Genomic DNA, 17530 nt, shown 5'->3' with positions numbered 1-17530 from the left:
ATCCCAAAATTTTTTATTGATTTTATCAATCATTTCAACGCTTCTTTAAATATAAAAATGATCCTATCAATCTTTATATTGTGCCTATTTTCTAATTGATACCTTGCAAGAAAGGAATAATAGCTCTTCCTATACCAAGTAGGAATGTAATAAAAGCAGAAAGTCATATACAGTCATTCTTTTCTATTAAATCATTTTGAAGTGTCTCAAAGCATCCATAATGGCTTCTTCTTTTTCAGGTGTACACTGTGGAATAATTTGTTTCTCCTTTTTAGACTTGTTGTAATGTTCTCGTAATTCTATTCCACATTTCCTTTTTATCTGTGCAATATATAATGTCGAAACTTTTAATTCAAATTTATTCCAAACATATTCTTTGATTTGGGCATATGTTGCCTTACTTTCAGCACTTGTCAAATCAAGCTCATCCATCTCAATTTCAATATTTATATACTTATCGACATCAAGTTTGGACAAAAGTGCTACCGTCTCCACGTGCACTGTCCTTGGAAACATATCGTATAATTCTATGTTTTCTATTTTATATCCGCTATCTTTAAATATTTTTAAGTCTCTAGCAAGGCTTGATGGGTTACAAGAGATGTATAGAATACTAGGAATTTTAGATACTACTATTTGCTCTATTAAATCTTTTGAAAGTCCAAATCTTGGTGGATCTACTGTTATTAAATCTGGTTTAAGTCTTTTTATTTGGTCAAATTCTTTATTTGCATCTAATTTATAGAAAAATACGTTATCTAAATTATTTATTTTAGAGTTTTTGATGGCATCTTCTACTGCATATTCATTTATCTCTATTCCTACTGCTTTAACTAGTCCTTTTGAAAAATTTATTGTTGTTGTTCCTATTCCAGAAAATAGATCTATTAACACTTTTGGCTTTTTCCCATCTATAAGTTCTTTTGCCTTTTTGTAAAGACTAGGCGCAACTAAATCATTAACTTGAAGAAATGAATCAGGAGAAAAATAGAACTCATATTCCCCATATTTATATTTTATTTTATCTTCTCCAAATATTTTCTTAAATGTATAATCTCGTGGCATTGTCTTTTTATTTTTATATTTTATATAAATTGATTTTATATAATTATATTTTTGAAGTTTTTCAGATAATTTATAGAAAGAATTTCTTCCGGCATAATTTGTTTCAATTATTATCATTATTTCGTCATCTAATCCTTTACGGATTACTAATTCTTTTAATAATGCGTCCTTTTCTATGCTGTTTTTATTTTCTAAAATGTGTTTTAGTGTTTTATTGATAAGTTCATTTGCTATTTTGCAGGATTCGATTTTAACTAAATCGTTAGTTTTTCTTTTATAGTAACCTAAATTATAGTTATTATCTGATTTGAGGCTAATTTTATTCCTATATCCTTCTTCTTTTCCCCCATTAATTTCTATATCTAAATCAATTTCTGCTAATCTTTTTATTTTCTCTTCTACTGATCTTTTTTTGATTTCTAATTCTTTTTCATAAGATAATTCTTGGTATCTGCATCCAGAGCATTCTTTATAATATGGGCATAAAGGTTCTATTCTATCCTTTGATTTTTGAAGTATGGATATGGTTTCACCTATTAAATAAGATTTCTTTTCTTTTTTTATTTCTAGCTCTACAATGTCATCTATTAAGCCTTCATCTGTAAAAATTACTTTTCCATCATTTTTTACAACTGCTTTTCCCTCGTCTGTTATGTCTACTATTTTTCCCGTAATTTTCATTTTAATCTCCTATGTAAAACGCCCTTTCTGCTTTTGCAAAAAGGGCTATGTTTATTAAAAATAATTATCTCTATTAAGAGGCATTGACATACATCTTGGGCCTCCTCTTCCTCTTGAAAGTTCGCCCTCAACTAGTTTATGAAGTTTGACATTGTTTTTATATAAAAGTTCATTTATTGCATCATTTCTTTCATATACAACTACTTCTCTTGGACCTATTGCTAGTGTGTTGTAACCGTCAGACCATTGTTCAATTTCAGCATCTATCATACCTCTTGGTCCATTTTCTATAAATGTTACACCATCTGTTCCAAGATTTTCTGAAAGTACTCTTTCTATATCTTTTCCAAGCTCTTTTATTTTTATTTCTCCATCTTGAAGTGTAAGTTCAAGTATTTCTAATGAACCTCTAATTCCTGGGTACACTGTAAATAAATCTTTGTCTATCATGGTAAAAACTGTGTCTAAGTGCATAGTTGATCTTGAAATTGGAAGTGCTAAGCATAAAACTTTTTCAAATCCATCATCAGAAGAAAGTAGATTTTTTGCAAATTCTACTATTGCTTTTCCTTCAGTTCTTTGAGATATACCAACTGCAACTATTTTATTTGAAAGTACAATTACATCCCCACCTTCTAAAGTGTAGTTGCTATTTTTGTTGTAGTAATACTTAGGTTTATTGTCTTTAAAGGCTGGATGGTTTTTAAAGATCATATCACCAAAAATTGATTCTCTTTGCCTAACATTTGACCACATTGTATTCATACAAACCCCACTACCAACTAGGGCAAATGTATCTCTTGTGAAGTAAAGGTTTGGCATAGGTAGAGTTGAGTAAAATTCTCTAACACTATCTTTTCTTGAAAGAATACTATTTGATTTAAGACCAATTTCTTCTTTTCTAATACCTGCAATCATCTTATCAATTAGTTTTTGGTTGTCTTTAATGCTCTCTAGATATTCTCTAACTAATTTAATTTCTTCAAGTCCTCTTATTGAAGCTTCATCTATAAATGTTTCAATGAGTTCTTGTCTAATTTCGTCTGAAACTATAGACTCTTTTGCAAGTTTTTCAATATAATGAACTTCAACGCCATTATCTCTTAAAATATCGGCAAATCTATCATGCTCAATTTGTGCATTTTTTAGATAAGGAACTTCATCAAATAATAATTCATCCATTAAGGATGGTACTATATTTGTAAGCTCCTCGCCAGGTCTGTGTAAGATAATGGAATTTAATTTTCCAATCTCTGAAAAAACATTTATCTTATCCATGACTTCCTCCTTTTTGCTTGTCTTATATTATGATAATATAGAATTCCAAAAATAACAAGCTTTTTTTATATTTATAATACTCTTGCTTCCCCTCTATATAGGATTCCTTTTTCAGCATCAACTGTTACTATTTCGCCATCTACAACATCTTCAAGTAAATTTTCTATACCAACTATACATGGAACTTTGTAGTTTAGTGAAACAATAGCTGCATGGGATGTTAGTCCTCCTTCTATAGTTAAAACTGCCTTTGCTTCTTTTATTTTTTCTACAAAATCTTTGTCAGTATATCTTGATGCTATTATCATTCCTTTTTCAAATCTATTTAAATCTTCTATTTTTTCAATTTTTAAAACCCTGCCGGTTACTGAGCCAAAGCCAATTCCTGTTCCACCACCTATTATGTCTCCAACAGTATGAACTTTAATTAGGTTTGTAGTTCCCTTAACTCCTACTGGAATTCCAGCTGTAATAACGATAAGATCTCCTTCTTTAATTAATTTTTCATCAAGAGAGGCTATTATTGAATTTTCTATAACTTCATCAGTATGTTCTGAAACATCTGTTAAGACTGGATAAACTCCCCAAACTAATGAAAGTGCCCTTGTTACCTCTTTTGAATATGTTGCAGCTATAATTGGTCTATTGGGTCTGTATTTTGAAATTAGTCTAGATGTTTCGCCAGTTGAAGTTGCAGTTAGTATTGAAGAAGCATTTACAGAGTTGGAAATATTTACTGAAGCCTTAGCAATTGAATCACTTGTACTAGCATTTTTTGTTTGAATTTTCTTTGCCATTGCTTCTAAAAATTCTTCAGAATTTTCTGTCTTTATTGCTATCCTAGTCATAGTTTCAACTGCTTCAAGCGGATATTTTCCAGCCGCTGTTTCTCCTGATAACATAATTGCATCTGATCCATCAAGTATTGCATTTGCAACATCTGTTACCTCTGCTCTGGTTGGTCTTGGGTTTCTTATCATTGAATCTAACATCTGAGTTGCTGTAATAACTGGTTTTTGAAGAGAATTTACAAGCCTAATTATTTCTTTTTGTACAAGTGGCATAATTTCAGTTTCAATTTCAACGCCTAGATCTCCTCTGGCAACCATTATCCCATCAGATGCTCTTACAATTTCTTTGATATTGTCTACACCTTCTTGAGATTCTATCTTGGAAATAATCCCAATATTTGGACAAGTGCTTGCTTCTAATATTTTACGAATTTCAAAAACATCTTCAGGTTTTCTAATAAATGATGCAGCTATAAAGTCAATCTCATTATCTATACCAAATTTAATATCTTCTATATCTCTTTCAGTAAGTGCTGGAAGATTAATATTTGCATCCGGAACATTTACACCTTTTTTATTTTTTAAGGTAGCATAATTTCTAGCCTCACAAACAATATCTTCTCCATTTATGACTTCAATTACCCTAAGTTCACAAAGACCATCATCAACTAAAATCCTGTCGCCAGCTTTTACATCTTTAGCAAGGTCTTTGTATGAAACTGAAACTTCATTTTTATTTCCAATAATTTCCCTGGTAGTTAAAGTAAATCTATCACCATATTTAAGGTCAATTTCGCCATTTTCAAAATCTCTTAATCTAATTTCTGGTCCTTTTGTATCTAGCATAATAGCTACAGGTAAATTTAATCTTTCTCTAACTTCCTTAATTCTATCTATTCTAACTTTATGTTCTTCATGCGAACCATGAGAGAAATTTAATCTACATACATTCATTCCTGCTTTCATAAGTTTCTCAAGCATTTCAGTTGAATCTGAGCTTGGACCAATTGTACAAACTATCTTAGTTTTCTTTTCATAATTTTGCATACCTTGTCATCTCCTAAATTGAAAGTTTTTTACTCATCTCATAGAGATATGTGTTAAATTCTTTTTTTGTTTCAACCGCTTCTTCTATAGTTCTAAAAATAACTTTACCATTCTTTTTCCCTATCGCTATATCGGTTTTATTTTCAATTAATAAATCAACTGCAGAAGATCCAAACTCTGAAGCTAGTATTCTATCTTCAGGACTAGGAGTTCCGCCTCTTTGAATATGTCCTAGAACAGTAACCTTTGTTTCTACTCCAGTAGAGTTTTCTATTTTTTTTGCAATTTTAAAACTATCACCAACGCCTTCTGCAACTATAACTATATGGTGTAGTTTGCCTCTTTTCTTTCCTTGGTTTACTTTTTCAATAATTTCTTCTAAGTTCATATCAATCTCTGGAACGACAATGCTTTCTGCTCCACCAGCAATTCCAGAATAAAGAGCAAGATCTCCACAGTTTCTACCCATAACTTCTAAAACATTTCCCCTTCCATGTGAAGAAGAGGTATCCCTTAGTCTACCTATTGCTTCTACAACAGTCCCAACAGCAGTTGAAAATCCAATTGTTAGATCTGTATATCCCATATCATTATCAATTGTGCAAGGAATTCCAATAACTTTTATTCCCTTTTTGGAAATTTCATGAGCTCCCCTAAAAGTCCCATCTCCTCCAAGTAAAACTAGGCCTTCGATTCCTTCTTCTTCTAAAATTTTTATGGCCTTATACTGTCCTTCTTCTGTTTCAAATTCCTTACTTCTAGCAGATCCTAAAATAGTTCCTCCCCTGTGAATAATATCGGCAACTGAAGAAACATCCATATCTATAATTTTTCTATTAATTAAACCATCGTATCCAAATTTTATTCCCTTAACCTTTAAACCTGAATAGATTGAACTTCTTACAATTGACCTTATGCATGCATTCATGCCAGGTGCATCGCCGCCGCTAGTCAAAACCCCTATTGTTTTCATACTTTCCCTTTCTTATTTAATATATATGTTTTTTTCTCCAATTAAGTTACTTAATTCTTTTTGAAAATCATCATCTATACTTACGTACAAATTTTTCTTGCTTTGAATATATTTTTTAATATCTTTAAAATAAATGACAGATTTAGATTTACCTGGATGTCTTTTAAATATTTCCTTAACTCTATCAAAAATATCTCCACTATCTTCTAATTGAATATAAAGAGTCTTTTCATTTTCCTTAGCTTTTTCTATATACTGAGCTATGATTTTAGGATTTTCATTTTCCTTAACATTTATATTCCCCTTAACCATTATAACCTCATCTTCTAGAAGTATATTTCTATACTTTATAAAATCTTTAGGAAAGACTATTAATTCAATTTCTCCAAGTCCATCATCTAAATTTATAAAAGTCATAAGTTCACCATTTTTAGTTCTTTTATCCTGCCTCTTATCTATTATACCAACAACTACCCCATAAGTATTGTCTAAGCTATCCAAATCCTCTCCAGAATCGCTAGTAAAGTCTTCACTAGAAATAGTTCTATACTCATTAATATAGTCAGTATAATCTTCTAAAGGAGATCCAGAAATATATAAGCCTGTTAGTTCTTTTTCCATCTTGTATATTTCTTTTTTTGAATATTCTTCTAATATAGTTTCAAAACTATAGGAACTTTTTTCCTCAAAAACATTTTCATCTCCAAATAAATTTAGTTGTCCATCTATATTCCTACTCATTTCTTTTGAAATATTATCTATTATATTTTCAAATGAATGAACTAAACTTTTTCTATTGATACCCATAGATTCAAAGGCTCCAACTTTAATTAGTGCTTCAATTGCCCTTTTATTTAAAGAAGATTTATCCTCATTTATTATTCTTTTAATGAAATCTTCAAAGCTAGTAAACCTTCCTGATTTTTTTCTTTCTTTGATGATAGATTCAGCTAAGTTTCTACCAACATTTTTTACAGCAAGCATTCCAAATCTTATACTTTTATCATCTATAGAAAAATTTTTATAACTATAATTTACATCTACTGGCAAGATATTTATTCCTAGTCTTTTACACTCCCCTATATATAAAGCTATTTGAGTTTTATTACCTATAACTGAACTCATTAGGCTTGCCATAAATTCTTCTTTATAATAAGTTTTTAAATAGGCAGTTTGCATAGCTAAAAGAGCGTAGGCTGTTGAGTGGCTCTTATTAAAAGCATAGTTAGCAAAGTCAATCATAAGATCATATATTTTATTTGCTGAAGCTTCGTCTACACCTCTTCTAACAGCTCCATCAATTAAAATATTACCATCTTTATCAGTTTTGCCATGAATGAAAATTTTTCTTTCTTCTTCCATTACTGCCATTTTTTTCTTACTCATAGCTCTTCTTAAAAGATCAGCTCCACCAAGAGTATAACCAGCTAATTTCTGTACAATTTGCATAACCTGTTCTTGATATACTATACATCCATAAGTTTCCTTAAGAACATCTTCTAGCATCGGATGAATATATTGTACCAAAGTTGGATTGTGCCTATTTTTAATATAAGTAGGAATTTGCTGCATTGGCCCAGGTCTAAAAAGTGAGTTTGCAGCAATTAAATCTTCAAATCTATCAGGCATTAGTTCTGTTAAAAAAGCTCTCATCCCAGTAGATTCAAACTGGAAAATGCCTAAAGTTTTTGCATAGGTAAACATCTCAAGAACTTTTTTATCTTTTAAATCTATATTTTCAATATCAATATCTATATTTTTAAGTTTTTTTACAAGTTTTATAGTGTCATCAATAACAGTAAGAGTTCTAAGTCCCAAAAAATCCATTTTTAGTAGGCCAAGCTCTTCAAGTTCAGTCATAGTATATTGGGTGGTAAGAACGTCCTTGCTCCTTGACAAAGGAACATAGTCTGTAGTAACACCTTCAGATATAACAACGCCAGCTGCATGAGTTGAAACATGTCTTGGCATCTTCTCAAGTGCCATAGAATAATTAATTAATTTTTCTACATCAGGATTTTCCCTATAAAGTTTTTCAAGATCTTTATTTATTTCTAAAGCTTCTTTAATAGAAATATTAATTTGCATAGGGATCATTTTGGCTATCTTGTCAACAAAATTGTAGGGCATATCAAAAACCCTTCCAACATCTCTTATAGCTAGTCTTGATGCCATAGTACCAAAAGTTGCAATTTGAGCCACGTGATCCTTATGGTATTTTCTATTTACATAATCTATAACTTCCTCTCTTCTTTCATAGCAAAAGTCAATATCAATATCTGGCATTGAAACTCTCTCAGGATTTAAAAATCTTTCAAAAAGAAGATTATATTTTAATGGATCAATTCCAGTAATACCTAAAACGTATGCTAAAAGTGAACCAGCAGCAGAACCTCTTCCTGGTCCAACAGGAATTTTATTTTCTTTAGAGAATTTAATAAAATCCCAAACAATTAGAAAATAGTCTTGATAGCCCATTGAAATTACAACATCAAGTTCTTTATTTAACCTATCTATATAATCACTTTTATTTATTCCAAGTTTATCTAAACCATTAAAAGCTAATTCTTTAAGATATTCATCTTTAGTATAAGCTTTAGGTATTTCAAAAAAAGGATAATGATTAGAAGAAAAGTCAATTTCTACATTGCATCTATCAGCAATCTTAACAGTATTTTCTAAAGCTCCCTCATAATTTTTAAAAAGCTCCTTCATTTCATCATAAGATTTAATGTAAAATTCTTCTGATGGAAATTTCATTCTATCTTTTTCCATGTAAGTTTTACCCGTTTGAATACAAAGGAGAACATCATGATAATCAGCATCTTCTTTTTCTAAATAATGGCAATCATTGGTTGCAACCATAGGAATTCCCGTTTCCTCTGAAATTCTTCTACTAACCATATTAATTATTTTTTGCTCTCTTATTCCATGATCTTGAAGCTCTAAAAAGAAATTGCCTTTACCAAATATTTTTTCATAAGAAATTGCTGTATCTCTAGCCTCTTCATAAGATTTATTTATTATAGCCTTTTGAACTTCTCCCTGCATACAAGCTGAAAGAGCAATTATTCCATGGGAGTGGCTTTTTAAAAACTCTTTTTCAACTCTAGGTTTATAATAAAAACCATTTATGTAACCTTCTGAAGAAATTTTCATTAAATTTTTATATCCTTCATTATTTTCTGCAAGAAGAACAAGGTGATAATATTTATTATCTTCTCCATTAACATATATCTCGCATCCAATAATAGGCTTGAAGCCTTGCTTTTTTGCCTCTTTATAAAATTTAATAGTACCAAACATAGACCCATGATCAGTTATAGCAATAGCATTCATATTATTTTTCTTTAAAACATCTGCTATTTTTTCTATTCTTGAAAATCCATCTAGCAAACTATATTCAGTATGAACATGAAGATGTACAAAATTCATAAAAATCCCTCCACTTATATTTTATCATAATAAAAGTAAAATTGGCCCTGTATTTACTTAAATAAATTTTAATGGTAAACTTAGTTTAAGCTTAGGAGGGATTATATGATAAAAGAATTTTTAATAATTACAAATAATGACAAAGTTGTAGAAAAGCTTGGAGATAAATTTGAAATCGACTATAAGGAAGAGTATAGCTACAAGGATGTTCTATTAAAATGTAGAAGTTTGATTCATGAAGGCTACAAACTTACAACTCACCCACTTTCAGGAAGCATAAAACCAAATGAAACTCCTTACAAGTCTGTAATTTTAGAAAAAGTAAAAGATGGAGAAAATAAACTTGATACAAGTTCTCTTTTAATTATGGAAGATGCAATTATGGTTTATGATAAATTTCAAAATTCTAGACTTACACCTCAGTGGATTGGTAGAATTCATAAAGATTTTAAAGATATAGACCTATCTTTAGTATCCGATGCAAAAGAAAAGTTACTATAAAAATTGCCCTCTTTAGATTTAATCTAAAGGGGGCTTTCATATTTAGCATACCATGCCAATTTTCTACATTCAGTCTGGGCAAAAATCTTCTTCAAGTTTACTTGAATTTAAATTTTCAAAATCTTCCTTATCAAAAGCTTTTACAAAATTTTCTCTTTTAAAATCTTCAATTAATAGGAAAATATTGTAGCCAGCCTTATCTAAGTTTTGGGCAAGATTTATGGCTTCTTTTGAATCCTTTCCAAAAAGTCCATACTTGGTATTCATATCCATAAAATCAATAAAACTTCTATCTGAAATATTATATTCAGTTTTCATTTCCTTGTCCTCATCCATATTTAAAGGTTCGGTTCCATTTTCCAAAAGTCTACCCTTAAAATCATTCATTAGAACTATTGGGAAAGTAACTTTATCATAGCTATATTGTCTAAATCCATCGGCAACCCAAATATTTTTAAAGCCTAGGCTTTTGTAGTGATTAAAAGCTTTCCTACTCATTACATCAAGTGTGCAATAAAAAATAATCTTTTTATCCTTATATGGATCAAGTGCACGAATTCCACTATCCATTGCTGAATATGGAATATTTACCGCATTTTTAGCATGTCCAGCAGCGTATTCTTTTTTTGTCCTTACATCAACAACTAAAGCATCTTTAAAACTTAACTTTTCAAGTTCATTTCCAGATATTCTAGTTTTTTTAAACCTGCCAAAATTTAAATAGTAATATGCATAAACAAGGGCTAAAACTACAAAAATTCCCAAAATAATAAATTGAGCTATATCCATATCTATCAAACCTTCCTAAAATATAGTAAGGATATTATAAATTTACAAAAATGAAGTCTAATTACTTCCTTCAATAACATCAATAATATGATCCATTATTTTTATTCCATCCTTAACCCAAGGAAAGAAAATTTCTTTATCCTTACCATTTTTAAGATACCCATTTTTTAAATTTTCTCCAAGAGCAATAGATTTTTTTTCTACGTTAAAAAATTCTTCATGAAGCAAGAAAACAGTTGTGATAGCATCCCAAACCACTGTCTCTCTTTCATCATAAGCCTCTTCAAAATCATCAAGCCAGCTTAAAAGATGGGATTTAATATAGTTAAGGTAGGTAGATTTAAATATTGTATCCTTATTTATTGTGTACTTGTGAGGAAGGCAAGCATTTCCAGTAATTATATAATTATTTTTTACCGCCTTTAGAACTTTTATAGTGGACCTATAGTCAACCGATAAATTTAACTCATCCATTATCCTATTTTTAAATTGAAGCTGTTCAAAAATTCCACCCATAAAAATTATCTTTTCAATGTTTTCAGCCTTCATTCCAAAATCTAAAGCTTTCGCTGTATTTGTAGTTGCCCCTAAAGATATTATAGTTGTTCCTTTATTATTATTTACAAAATCTTTAATTGCCAAAGCTCCTTTGTCTTCGTGTAAGCCACCCTTATAAAGAGGAATTTTTATATCTAGATCCTTAAACATTTTTAAGCTAGCCTTGTAAACATCATCTTCATTTGAATTGCCATGAGTTGTTGTAACTAGATCTATTTTGCTTTTCGATCCTATTAAATAAAAAAGTGCAAAAGCATCATCTACGTCACAGCCTCTAATGCTAATTGTATTATCAAAATCAACTATTAAAGGCATTTTTCAACCTCCTCAATAGCAAGAGTAATGGCTCTAGGACAAGTGCTTTGAATTTTTCCCTCACTCATAGCTTCTTTTAAACCTATTTCAGTTGATGGATTTTTCCCTAGCATTTGTTCACAAATATCAGTTTTGAATTCTTTTTTGAAATTTTCATTTAGAGAATAAATACACTTAATCATTTCTACCTTAGATTCATCATCAAAATTATATTTTAATAATCCTAAAACTGTGTAGGCTCCAAGTAAAGCTCCACACTTTCCTCCATTAAATCCTCCAGCTTCAAATCCAGCTGATAATTTTTCTAAAACTTTTCTATCTAAATTAATTTTATCTTCAAAATATCTTAAAACCACTTGGCCACAAGATAATCCTTCTTCCATAAGTTTATTTACTTTTTCTATTTCCATATATCCTCCTCTTTTTTTAAAAGTTACTATGAAATAATATATTCTAAAAAATAGCTAAATTTAATAAGGCAATAAAATATTTTAAAAAAATAGAGAGATTTTTAATTTAATCTCCCTATTTGAAAAATTCTCTTTGAAAAATATTCTTTTACTTGATTATTAGCACTCTTAAAAAGCAAGCTCTATATTTCAACGTTCATCAACTATAAATCAAACTTTTCTTATTTATCCTTATCAATTTCTTCCTTAAAATATTTTTTTCCAACAAAAGTTGGAACAATTGCTAAAATAATTAAAAGAACAATTGCTATAACTATTGCAGGTATTGAGTTTCCAATTATCTTGTCCCCAACATTTAAAAAGATAATTGTACCAGGAAGTACTCCAATCAAGGTTTCAATAATATGAGTTGAAAGTTTTATATTAGTTAGTCCAGCTAGGTAATTTTCTGCGTTGAAACTTACAAGCGGAGTAAATCTTAAAATAATAAATATTGTAAAAAGTGCCTTTTGATTGTCAGTTTTTAAATTTTTTTTAAGTTTTTCATTCTTAATTTTGCTAAATATATATTCATTTATAAGGTCTTTTGCTAAATATCTTGAAATATATAACATTATCGAAGCATTGATACTAGCACCAATTAGGGTTAAAATTGTTCCTTTAAAAAGTCCAAATAAAGCTCCTCCAACAAAGGCTATAATAGGAACTGGAAATAAAAATATAGGAAGAATTACCCATGAAAGAACATAGACAAGATCTGCCGCTTCTCCGCTACTCTCAACAAAATTTCTTAAATTATTAACATTTATTGTTCTAATTAAAAATATGGATATTATTGAAATTATAACAATTAAAATTATCTTAAATATTTTTTTTCTTTTGTCTTTTTCCATACCATACCCTTAGTAAATAACTTAAAAACGCTAGACCAAATAGACCAATTAAGCCCCACATTAAAGTTCTTGCATTAGATAAGTCTTTTGCAAAATAACTATAAGCAATAGTAGCCGGTGTTTGTCCTATTCCTGTAGCTAGAAAAAATTTTCCAAAAGTAATAGGAGTTAATCCAGCAACATATGAAACTGCATCAAAAGGTATAAAAGGAAGTAGTCTTCCTACAAATATTGCCTTTGAACCGTGCTTCATAAAGAATTCCTCTATATTTTTTACTCCTTCTTTTGTAGCAAGCTTTTCAACAATATCTCTACCTAATATTCTTCCAATATAAAAACAAATTGCAGCTCCTAACATTGCAGAAGTCCAAGAAACAATTACACCTACTGCAAATCCATAAATTGCAGCATTTGATAGAGTAACAAAAAATTGTGGAATTGGCGATAAAATGGATGCCATTATCATTAATAAAAATGAAATTGTAATAGCTAGAGCCATATTTTCATCCGCAAAATTCTTAATATAAGCAAATACTCCATCAAATCCCTTTCCAAAAGCGGCCATTGCCGAATTAATAGAAGAGTTGACTTGTGGAACTAATAAGTAAATAGCAATAAAAACTACAACAATTCCCAATAGAATTAATCTTTTTTTGTTTTCCTTTGTCACTTTCTCACCCCATAATTTTATAAAATTTTTCTTTTAACATTTTTAAGTAATCGTTACTTAAAAACAACTTTATTTTATCATAGGTATCATTATTTGACAAGCTTCTAACTTTTGAGTACTCTACATTTGCCATAGCACACCAAGTGATACCTCTTAATGAGTTAAACATTAGATATTTTCTATATTTTTTTCTATCTACATGTCTGAATTTTTCATATTCATACAAAAAATCTTCTATTTCTTTTTCAGATAATATTTTATCAGTCTTCCAATTTGTTGTAGTTGGAACAGTAAAGTGAGCAAGGTCCTGCTCACATTCACCAATTATTGGTTTCTCCCAGTCAATAACTGTTGGCCTATCTCCAATAATAAAATTTCTATTATTAAGCTCTGTATTTATTATGCAGGGATTTTCTATTTTTTCATCTAATCCTGATTTTTTTGCAATATCTAACATTTCTAGAATAGTCTGTTCAGTGTTTTTATCTTTGTTTTCCCATTTTCTATAATAATCAAACATATTTATAAATTCTTTATACATATCTAAAAAAGGTTTTTCAGCATAAATAAGTTTGCTATTTTCAATTTTTACATTGTGAATAGAAGATAAAAGCCTAGCTGCAACTTTCATATCCCTATCATAGTCTAGCGGCCTACCTTCTACATACTCCATTGTTAAAGACCCATATTTTAAAAACTTACCCTCTTTCTTAAAGGAAAATACTTTTGGAGTAGCACCTGAGTCTTCAAGTTCTTTTAAAGCATCATATTCATATTTAATTTGATTTTTCCCCAAGCCCATCTGAGAAGATATATTAACTCTATAAACAATATTATCTCTTAAAAAGTTAATATTATATTCTCCAAATCCAAGATCATTTAATTTTTTCCTATATTCAAGTTCAACTAGAGATTTAAAATCCCTTACTCCAAAGCCCTTTTCTAAGACTTTTACTCTAAGATTTTTTTCTTTTAACATAGAAATTATTTTATCAGTATCATACTTTTTTTCTAAGCTTAAAACTTCATTTATTAATCTTAGGTCTTTAGAAGATAAAATTCCAATAAAATTATTTTCAGTTTTAGTAATAACTATGTCAAAGCAACTAGCTAGGTCCTGTGAGTTTCTAATAGCTTCTTCACTTAAATCTCCTATGTCAGAAAAAAAAACAAGTATATGATTTAAAGTCCTTACCATGAGAAAATTCCATAAGCTTATCTCTAGATAGCTCAATTTTTTCTTCTGGAAAAAATTCAAAATTCTTATCGTTATCAAAAGAAATATTTATATGCTCAAAGCTATTAATTAAGTTTAGATTTTCTAAAGTGAGTTTTCTAGTTAAATCTTTTCTATCCTCTCTTTCTAAAAGTGGGGATAAAAGTTTAAAATCTTCAAGTAAAAAGCTCCTTAGCAAAAATATAAGCATACTATATTAGCTCCTTTTCTTATTTCTTACAAGCTATCAGCAAGTTCAATTATTTTTTTCATTCTGTGGTTAACTGTACTTTTAGCAACTGGCTTTTCAAGTTTTTCTCCAAGAGATTTTAAAGAATCATCCCTATATTTTTTCCTAAGCTGCATAAGTTCATAAAGGCCTTCAGGGATTTCCTCCCTACTTAGTTTCGACTCTATTTTTTCAATCGCTTCCAGTTGTTTGCTGGAAGCATTTATAATTTTTGATATATTTGCAGTTTCACAATTTACAATCCTATTTACATTATTTCTTACTTCTTTTAAGACTCTAACATTCTCAAACTCAACTACAGCCTTGTTTGCTCCTATAATAGATAGAAAATCCGAAACATCATCTGCTTCTTTAATATAGACTATAAAATTTTCCTTTCTTATTGTTAGGCTCGAATTTACTCCAAGTTTTTTTAAAAAACCTATGGAAATTTCAGCAGCTTTTTTTGATGCAAAAATAATTTCTGCATGGTATGATTTTTTAGGATCAACAATAGTTCCAGCTCCTAAAAAAGCTCCCCTTAAAAAAGCTTTCATGTTTTCTAAATCACTATAATGTATTCCCTTATCAGGATCTTTAAAACTTAAATCCCTAAATACCGAATGGTCAATATTAGAGTCTTCTAAAATATATATAGAAATTTCTTCATCTTTTACAAGTATCTTATAAGTTCTATTCTTTTTTAATTCTGATCTACTAACAAGTATCTTTGCTTCATAAAGATAAACTTTTTTAATTATTGAAAATATCCTTCTTGCAGTTGAGCTATTTTCAGTTGTAAATGTAAGTGAAATCTTGCCATTTAGTGAAACAGATACTACAAGATTAGTTCTAGTAAAAGCTTGCAGTTCAGCTATTGAAAGCTTATCATCTATATTTAACTTTGAAATTTCATCTTTAACATTTTTTGAATAAGTCATTTTTTATTATTCCTCTGAATAAGCTGATAGGCTTTTTTTACCATGTTTTTTTCTGCTCCATACCTAAGTTTTTTTATTGCCGACCTAAAGTCCATATAATAACAAAGGAAAAATCCCTCTTCTCTTTGCGGAACAGGAATAGTGTTATCTAAATCATACATTAAAAAATAGTGGACTGTTTTATTAACTATCTCACCATTTGAATGTTTATAATTATATTTTAAATATCCAATATATTCTTTAATAGTTCCACTAACTCCAGTTTCTTCAAGCACTTCTCTTAAAGCAGCTTGCCGAATATTCTCCCCTTCCTCTAATCTACCTTTAGGAAGAACCCAGTCACCGCGGAACTTTTTTAATATCAAAACTTTTCCGTTTCTTACTACTACTCCTCCACTACTAGTCTCTTTCATATCGTCCTCCAAAATAACTATAACTATTATACAATAAGTATAGCTTTTATACAAAATTGATTTATCTTAAAATTAATAGTAAAATTAAGTTGATAAAATTTAAAGGAGGATTATATGTATAGCTTAGATATATTAGAAAAATTATTAAATATACCTTCACCAACTGGTATGGCAGATGATGCCCTTGATTTTTGTGAAGAAGAATTTAAAAAGCTTGGAATAAAAACAAGAAGAACACACAAAAGATCACTAATAGCTACTATAGAAGGTAAGGACAAAGAAGATGTAATTACTTTTACAGGTCATGTTGATACTCTAGGACTAATGGTTAAAAATATTAGAGAAGATGGAAGAATTATTTTTCACAAAATTGGTGGTTATCCAATAAATACTGTTGAAAATGAATATGTAAAAATCCACTCTGATAAAAAAGTTTATGATGGAACTGTTAGATTAAATGATTCTTCAGTTCATGTTCATCCTAAAAATGTAGAGAGCGGTGAAAGAACTTACGATACTATGTCCATAGTATTAGATGAAGAAGTTTCTAGTAAAGAGGAGGTAGAAAAACTAGGAATTCAAATCGGAGATTTTATTTCTCTAAACACTAGAACTGTATTTACAGAAGCTGGATTTATTAAATCTAGACATCTTGATGACAAAGCTGGCGTTGCTTCTATTTTTGGACTAGCAGAATATTTAAAAGACAAAACTCCAAAGAGAACTGTTCATTTTTTAATTTCAAACTATGAGGAAGTTGGACACGGAGCAACAGTTTTACCAGAAGGAACAAAAGACTTAATTTCTGTTGATATGTCAGCTCCAGATACTGGCCAATCTTCAAAAGAAGAAATTGTTACAATTTGTGCCCTTGACTCATCAGGTCCTTACGACTTAGTTCTTAGAAAAGAACTTGAAAAATTAGCAAGAGAAAATGATGTTGAGTATGCAATTGATATATATCCTTTTTATGGCTCTGACGCATCTGCGGCTCTTAGAGCTGGTTTTGATATAAGAGCAGGTCTAATTGGTCCTGGCGTTAGCCACTCACATACTCTAGAAAGAACTCATAAAAGAGGAATTGAAAACACAATTAAGCTAATGAAAGCTTTTGTTGAAAGATAAAAATATAAAATAAATTTTAAGAGCTGAATCAGAAAATAAAGTCTGTTCAGCTCTTTTTTGGTAGTATTTTTTATTAAATATAGAAAATAATAGTTAAGTCATTTATTTATTTAATTCAAAGATTTTAAATTATATTAAGTATAATTTGTAATAAAAATGGATAAATAAAAATAGGCTAGAGTTTTCTTTTCTCAAGCCTA

At 29.5% G+C, this 17530-nt stretch carries 16 protein-coding genes; 2 read left to right on the top strand and 14 right to left on the bottom strand.

Annotated elements, in window-relative coordinates; genetic code table 11:
• Positions 1 to 186 precede the first annotated feature (186 nt).
• The 5 genes from rlmD to VLK81_RS04105 form a co-directional block, all read right to left on the bottom strand.
• Complete coding sequence (gene rlmD / locus VLK81_RS04125; protein WP_324619431.1) at positions 187 to 1746, bottom strand: 23S rRNA (uracil(1939)-C(5))-methyltransferase RlmD; 1560 nt, start codon at positions 1744 to 1746, stop codon at positions 187 to 189.
• A 54-nt stretch (positions 1747 to 1800) separates the two neighbouring features.
• On the bottom strand, positions 1801 to 3024 hold the full coding sequence (locus tag VLK81_RS04120; protein ID WP_324619429.1) for an arginine deiminase: 1224 nt from the start codon (positions 3022 to 3024) through the stop codon (positions 1801 to 1803).
• Positions 3025 to 3095: 71 nt separating this feature from the next.
• Positions 3096 to 4862 (bottom strand): pyruvate kinase, encoded by a 1767-nt coding sequence (gene pyk, locus VLK81_RS04115; protein WP_324619427.1) that lies wholly within the window; start codon positions 4860 to 4862, stop codon positions 3096 to 3098.
• Positions 4863 to 4875: 13 nt separating this feature from the next.
• On the bottom strand, positions 4876 to 5835 hold the full coding sequence (gene pfkA / locus VLK81_RS04110) for a 6-phosphofructokinase (RefSeq protein WP_324619425.1): 960 nt from the start codon (positions 5833 to 5835) through the stop codon (positions 4876 to 4878).
• A gap of 12 nt (positions 5836 to 5847) precedes the next feature.
• Positions 5848 to 9270, bottom strand: a complete 3423-nt coding sequence (locus tag VLK81_RS04105) for a DNA polymerase III subunit alpha (protein WP_324619424.1) — start codon at positions 9268 to 9270, stop codon at positions 5848 to 5850.
• A gap of 105 nt (positions 9271 to 9375) precedes the next feature.
• Between VLK81_RS04105 and VLK81_RS04100 the strand changes: the two genes are divergently transcribed.
• Entirely contained in the window at positions 9376 to 9771 is a 396-nt protein-coding gene (locus tag VLK81_RS04100) for a GrdX family protein (protein ID WP_324619423.1), read from the top strand.
• Between the two features lie 69 nt (positions 9772 to 9840).
• On the opposite strand, the gene VLK81_RS04095 is transcribed toward VLK81_RS04100, so the two are convergent.
• The 9 genes from VLK81_RS04095 to VLK81_RS04055 all read right to left on the bottom strand — a co-directional run bounded on the left by VLK81_RS04095 (position 9841) and on the right by VLK81_RS04055 (position 16205).
• Positions 9841 to 10560, bottom strand: coding sequence for a rhodanese-like domain-containing protein (locus VLK81_RS04095; RefSeq protein WP_324619422.1), 720 nt, complete (start codon positions 10558 to 10560; stop codon positions 9841 to 9843).
• 57 nt (positions 10561 to 10617) lie between these two features.
• Positions 10618 to 11433, bottom strand: coding sequence for a nucleoside hydrolase (locus VLK81_RS04090; RefSeq protein WP_324619420.1), 816 nt, complete (start codon positions 11431 to 11433; stop codon positions 10618 to 10620).
• Positions 11424 to 11843, bottom strand: a complete 420-nt coding sequence (locus VLK81_RS04085; RefSeq protein ID WP_324619418.1) for a C-GCAxxG-C-C family protein — start codon at positions 11841 to 11843, stop codon at positions 11424 to 11426. The genes VLK81_RS04090 and VLK81_RS04085 overlap by 10 nt, the downstream gene beginning before the upstream one ends.
• 221 nt (positions 11844 to 12064) lie before the next feature.
• Complete coding sequence (locus VLK81_RS04080) at positions 12065 to 12736, bottom strand: TVP38/TMEM64 family protein (protein WP_324619417.1); 672 nt, start codon at positions 12734 to 12736, stop codon at positions 12065 to 12067.
• The gene (locus VLK81_RS04075; protein ID WP_324619416.1) at positions 12705 to 13406 is read right to left on the bottom strand and encodes a TVP38/TMEM64 family protein; all 702 of its coding nucleotides are present in this window, start codon (positions 13404 to 13406) and stop codon (positions 12705 to 12707) included. Before VLK81_RS04075 ends, VLK81_RS04080 begins: the two co-directional genes overlap by 32 nt.
• A gap of 4 nt (positions 13407 to 13410) precedes the next feature.
• Positions 13411 to 14604, bottom strand: coding sequence for an aminoglycoside phosphotransferase family protein (locus tag VLK81_RS04070; RefSeq protein ID WP_324619415.1), 1194 nt, complete (start codon positions 14602 to 14604; stop codon positions 13411 to 13413).
• Positions 14564 to 14833, bottom strand: a complete 270-nt coding sequence (locus VLK81_RS04065; RefSeq protein ID WP_324619413.1) for a hypothetical protein — start codon at positions 14831 to 14833, stop codon at positions 14564 to 14566. The genes VLK81_RS04070 and VLK81_RS04065 overlap by 41 nt, the downstream gene beginning before the upstream one ends.
• A 26-nt stretch (positions 14834 to 14859) precedes the next feature.
• Positions 14860 to 15792 (bottom strand): DNA-binding protein WhiA, encoded by a 933-nt coding sequence (whiA, locus tag VLK81_RS04060; protein ID WP_324619411.1) that lies wholly within the window; start codon positions 15790 to 15792, stop codon positions 14860 to 14862.
• Entirely contained in the window at positions 15789 to 16205 is a 417-nt protein-coding gene (locus tag VLK81_RS04055; RefSeq protein WP_324619409.1) for an NUDIX hydrolase, read from the bottom strand. The genes whiA and VLK81_RS04055 overlap by 4 nt, the downstream gene beginning before the upstream one ends.
• Positions 16206 to 16319: 114 nt before the next feature.
• Here VLK81_RS04055 and VLK81_RS04050 point away from each other — a divergent pair, with 114 nt between their 5' ends.
• A complete protein-coding gene (locus VLK81_RS04050; protein ID WP_324619407.1) occupies positions 16320 to 17330 on the top strand; it encodes a M42 family metallopeptidase in 1011 nt (336 codons plus the stop codon).
• Positions 17331 to 17530 lie beyond the last annotated feature (200 nt).

It is taken from the genome of Citroniella saccharovorans (assembly GCF_035481615.1).
Taxonomy (GTDB): domain Bacteria; phylum Bacillota; class Clostridia; order Tissierellales; family Peptoniphilaceae; genus Citroniella; species Citroniella saccharovorans.
Note: the sequence above shows the minus strand (reverse complement) of the source record. Positions and strands in the feature narration are given on the sequence as shown.

Excerpts from the sequence above, each read along its gene's own strand:
- rlmD (WP_324619431.1), bottom strand. The coding sequence starts at position 1,746 with ATGAAAATTACGGGAAAAATAGTAGACATAACAGACGAGGGAAAAGCA.
- VLK81_RS04120 (WP_324619429.1), bottom strand. The coding sequence starts at position 3,024 with ATGGATAAGATAAATGTTTTTTCAGAGATTGGAAAATTAAATTCCATT.
- pyk (WP_324619427.1), bottom strand. The coding sequence starts at position 4,862 with ATGCAAAATTATGAAAAGAAAACTAAGATAGTTTGTACAATTGGTCCA.
- pfkA (WP_324619425.1), bottom strand. The coding sequence starts at position 5,835 with ATGAAAACAATAGGGGTTTTGACTAGCGGCGGCGATGCACCTGGCATG.
- VLK81_RS04105 (WP_324619424.1), bottom strand. The coding sequence starts at position 9,270 with ATGAATTTTGTACATCTTCATGTTCATACTGAATATAGTTTGCTAGAT.
- VLK81_RS04100 (WP_324619423.1), top strand. The coding sequence starts at position 9,376 with ATGATAAAAGAATTTTTAATAATTACAAATAATGACAAAGTTGTAGAA.
- VLK81_RS04095 (WP_324619422.1), bottom strand. The coding sequence starts at position 10,560 with ATGGATATAGCTCAATTTATTATTTTGGGAATTTTTGTAGTTTTAGCC.
- VLK81_RS04090 (WP_324619420.1), bottom strand. The coding sequence starts at position 11,433 with ATGCCTTTAATAGTTGATTTTGATAATACAATTAGCATTAGAGGCTGT.
- VLK81_RS04085 (WP_324619418.1), bottom strand. The coding sequence starts at position 11,843 with ATGGAAATAGAAAAAGTAAATAAACTTATGGAAGAAGGATTATCTTGT.
- VLK81_RS04080 (WP_324619417.1), bottom strand. The coding sequence starts at position 12,736 with ATGGAAAAAGACAAAAGAAAAAAAATATTTAAGATAATTTTAATTGTT.
- VLK81_RS04070 (WP_324619415.1), bottom strand. The coding sequence starts at position 14,604 with ATGGTAAGGACTTTAAATCATATACTTGTTTTTTTTTCTGACATAGGA.
- VLK81_RS04065 (WP_324619413.1), bottom strand. The coding sequence starts at position 14,833 with ATGCTTATATTTTTGCTAAGGAGCTTTTTACTTGAAGATTTTAAACTT.
- whiA (WP_324619411.1), bottom strand. The coding sequence starts at position 15,792 with ATGACTTATTCAAAAAATGTTAAAGATGAAATTTCAAAGTTAAATATA.
- VLK81_RS04055 (WP_324619409.1), bottom strand. The coding sequence starts at position 16,205 with ATGAAAGAGACTAGTAGTGGAGGAGTAGTAGTAAGAAACGGAAAAGTT.
- VLK81_RS04050 (WP_324619407.1), top strand. The coding sequence starts at position 16,320 with ATGTATAGCTTAGATATATTAGAAAAATTATTAAATATACCTTCACCA.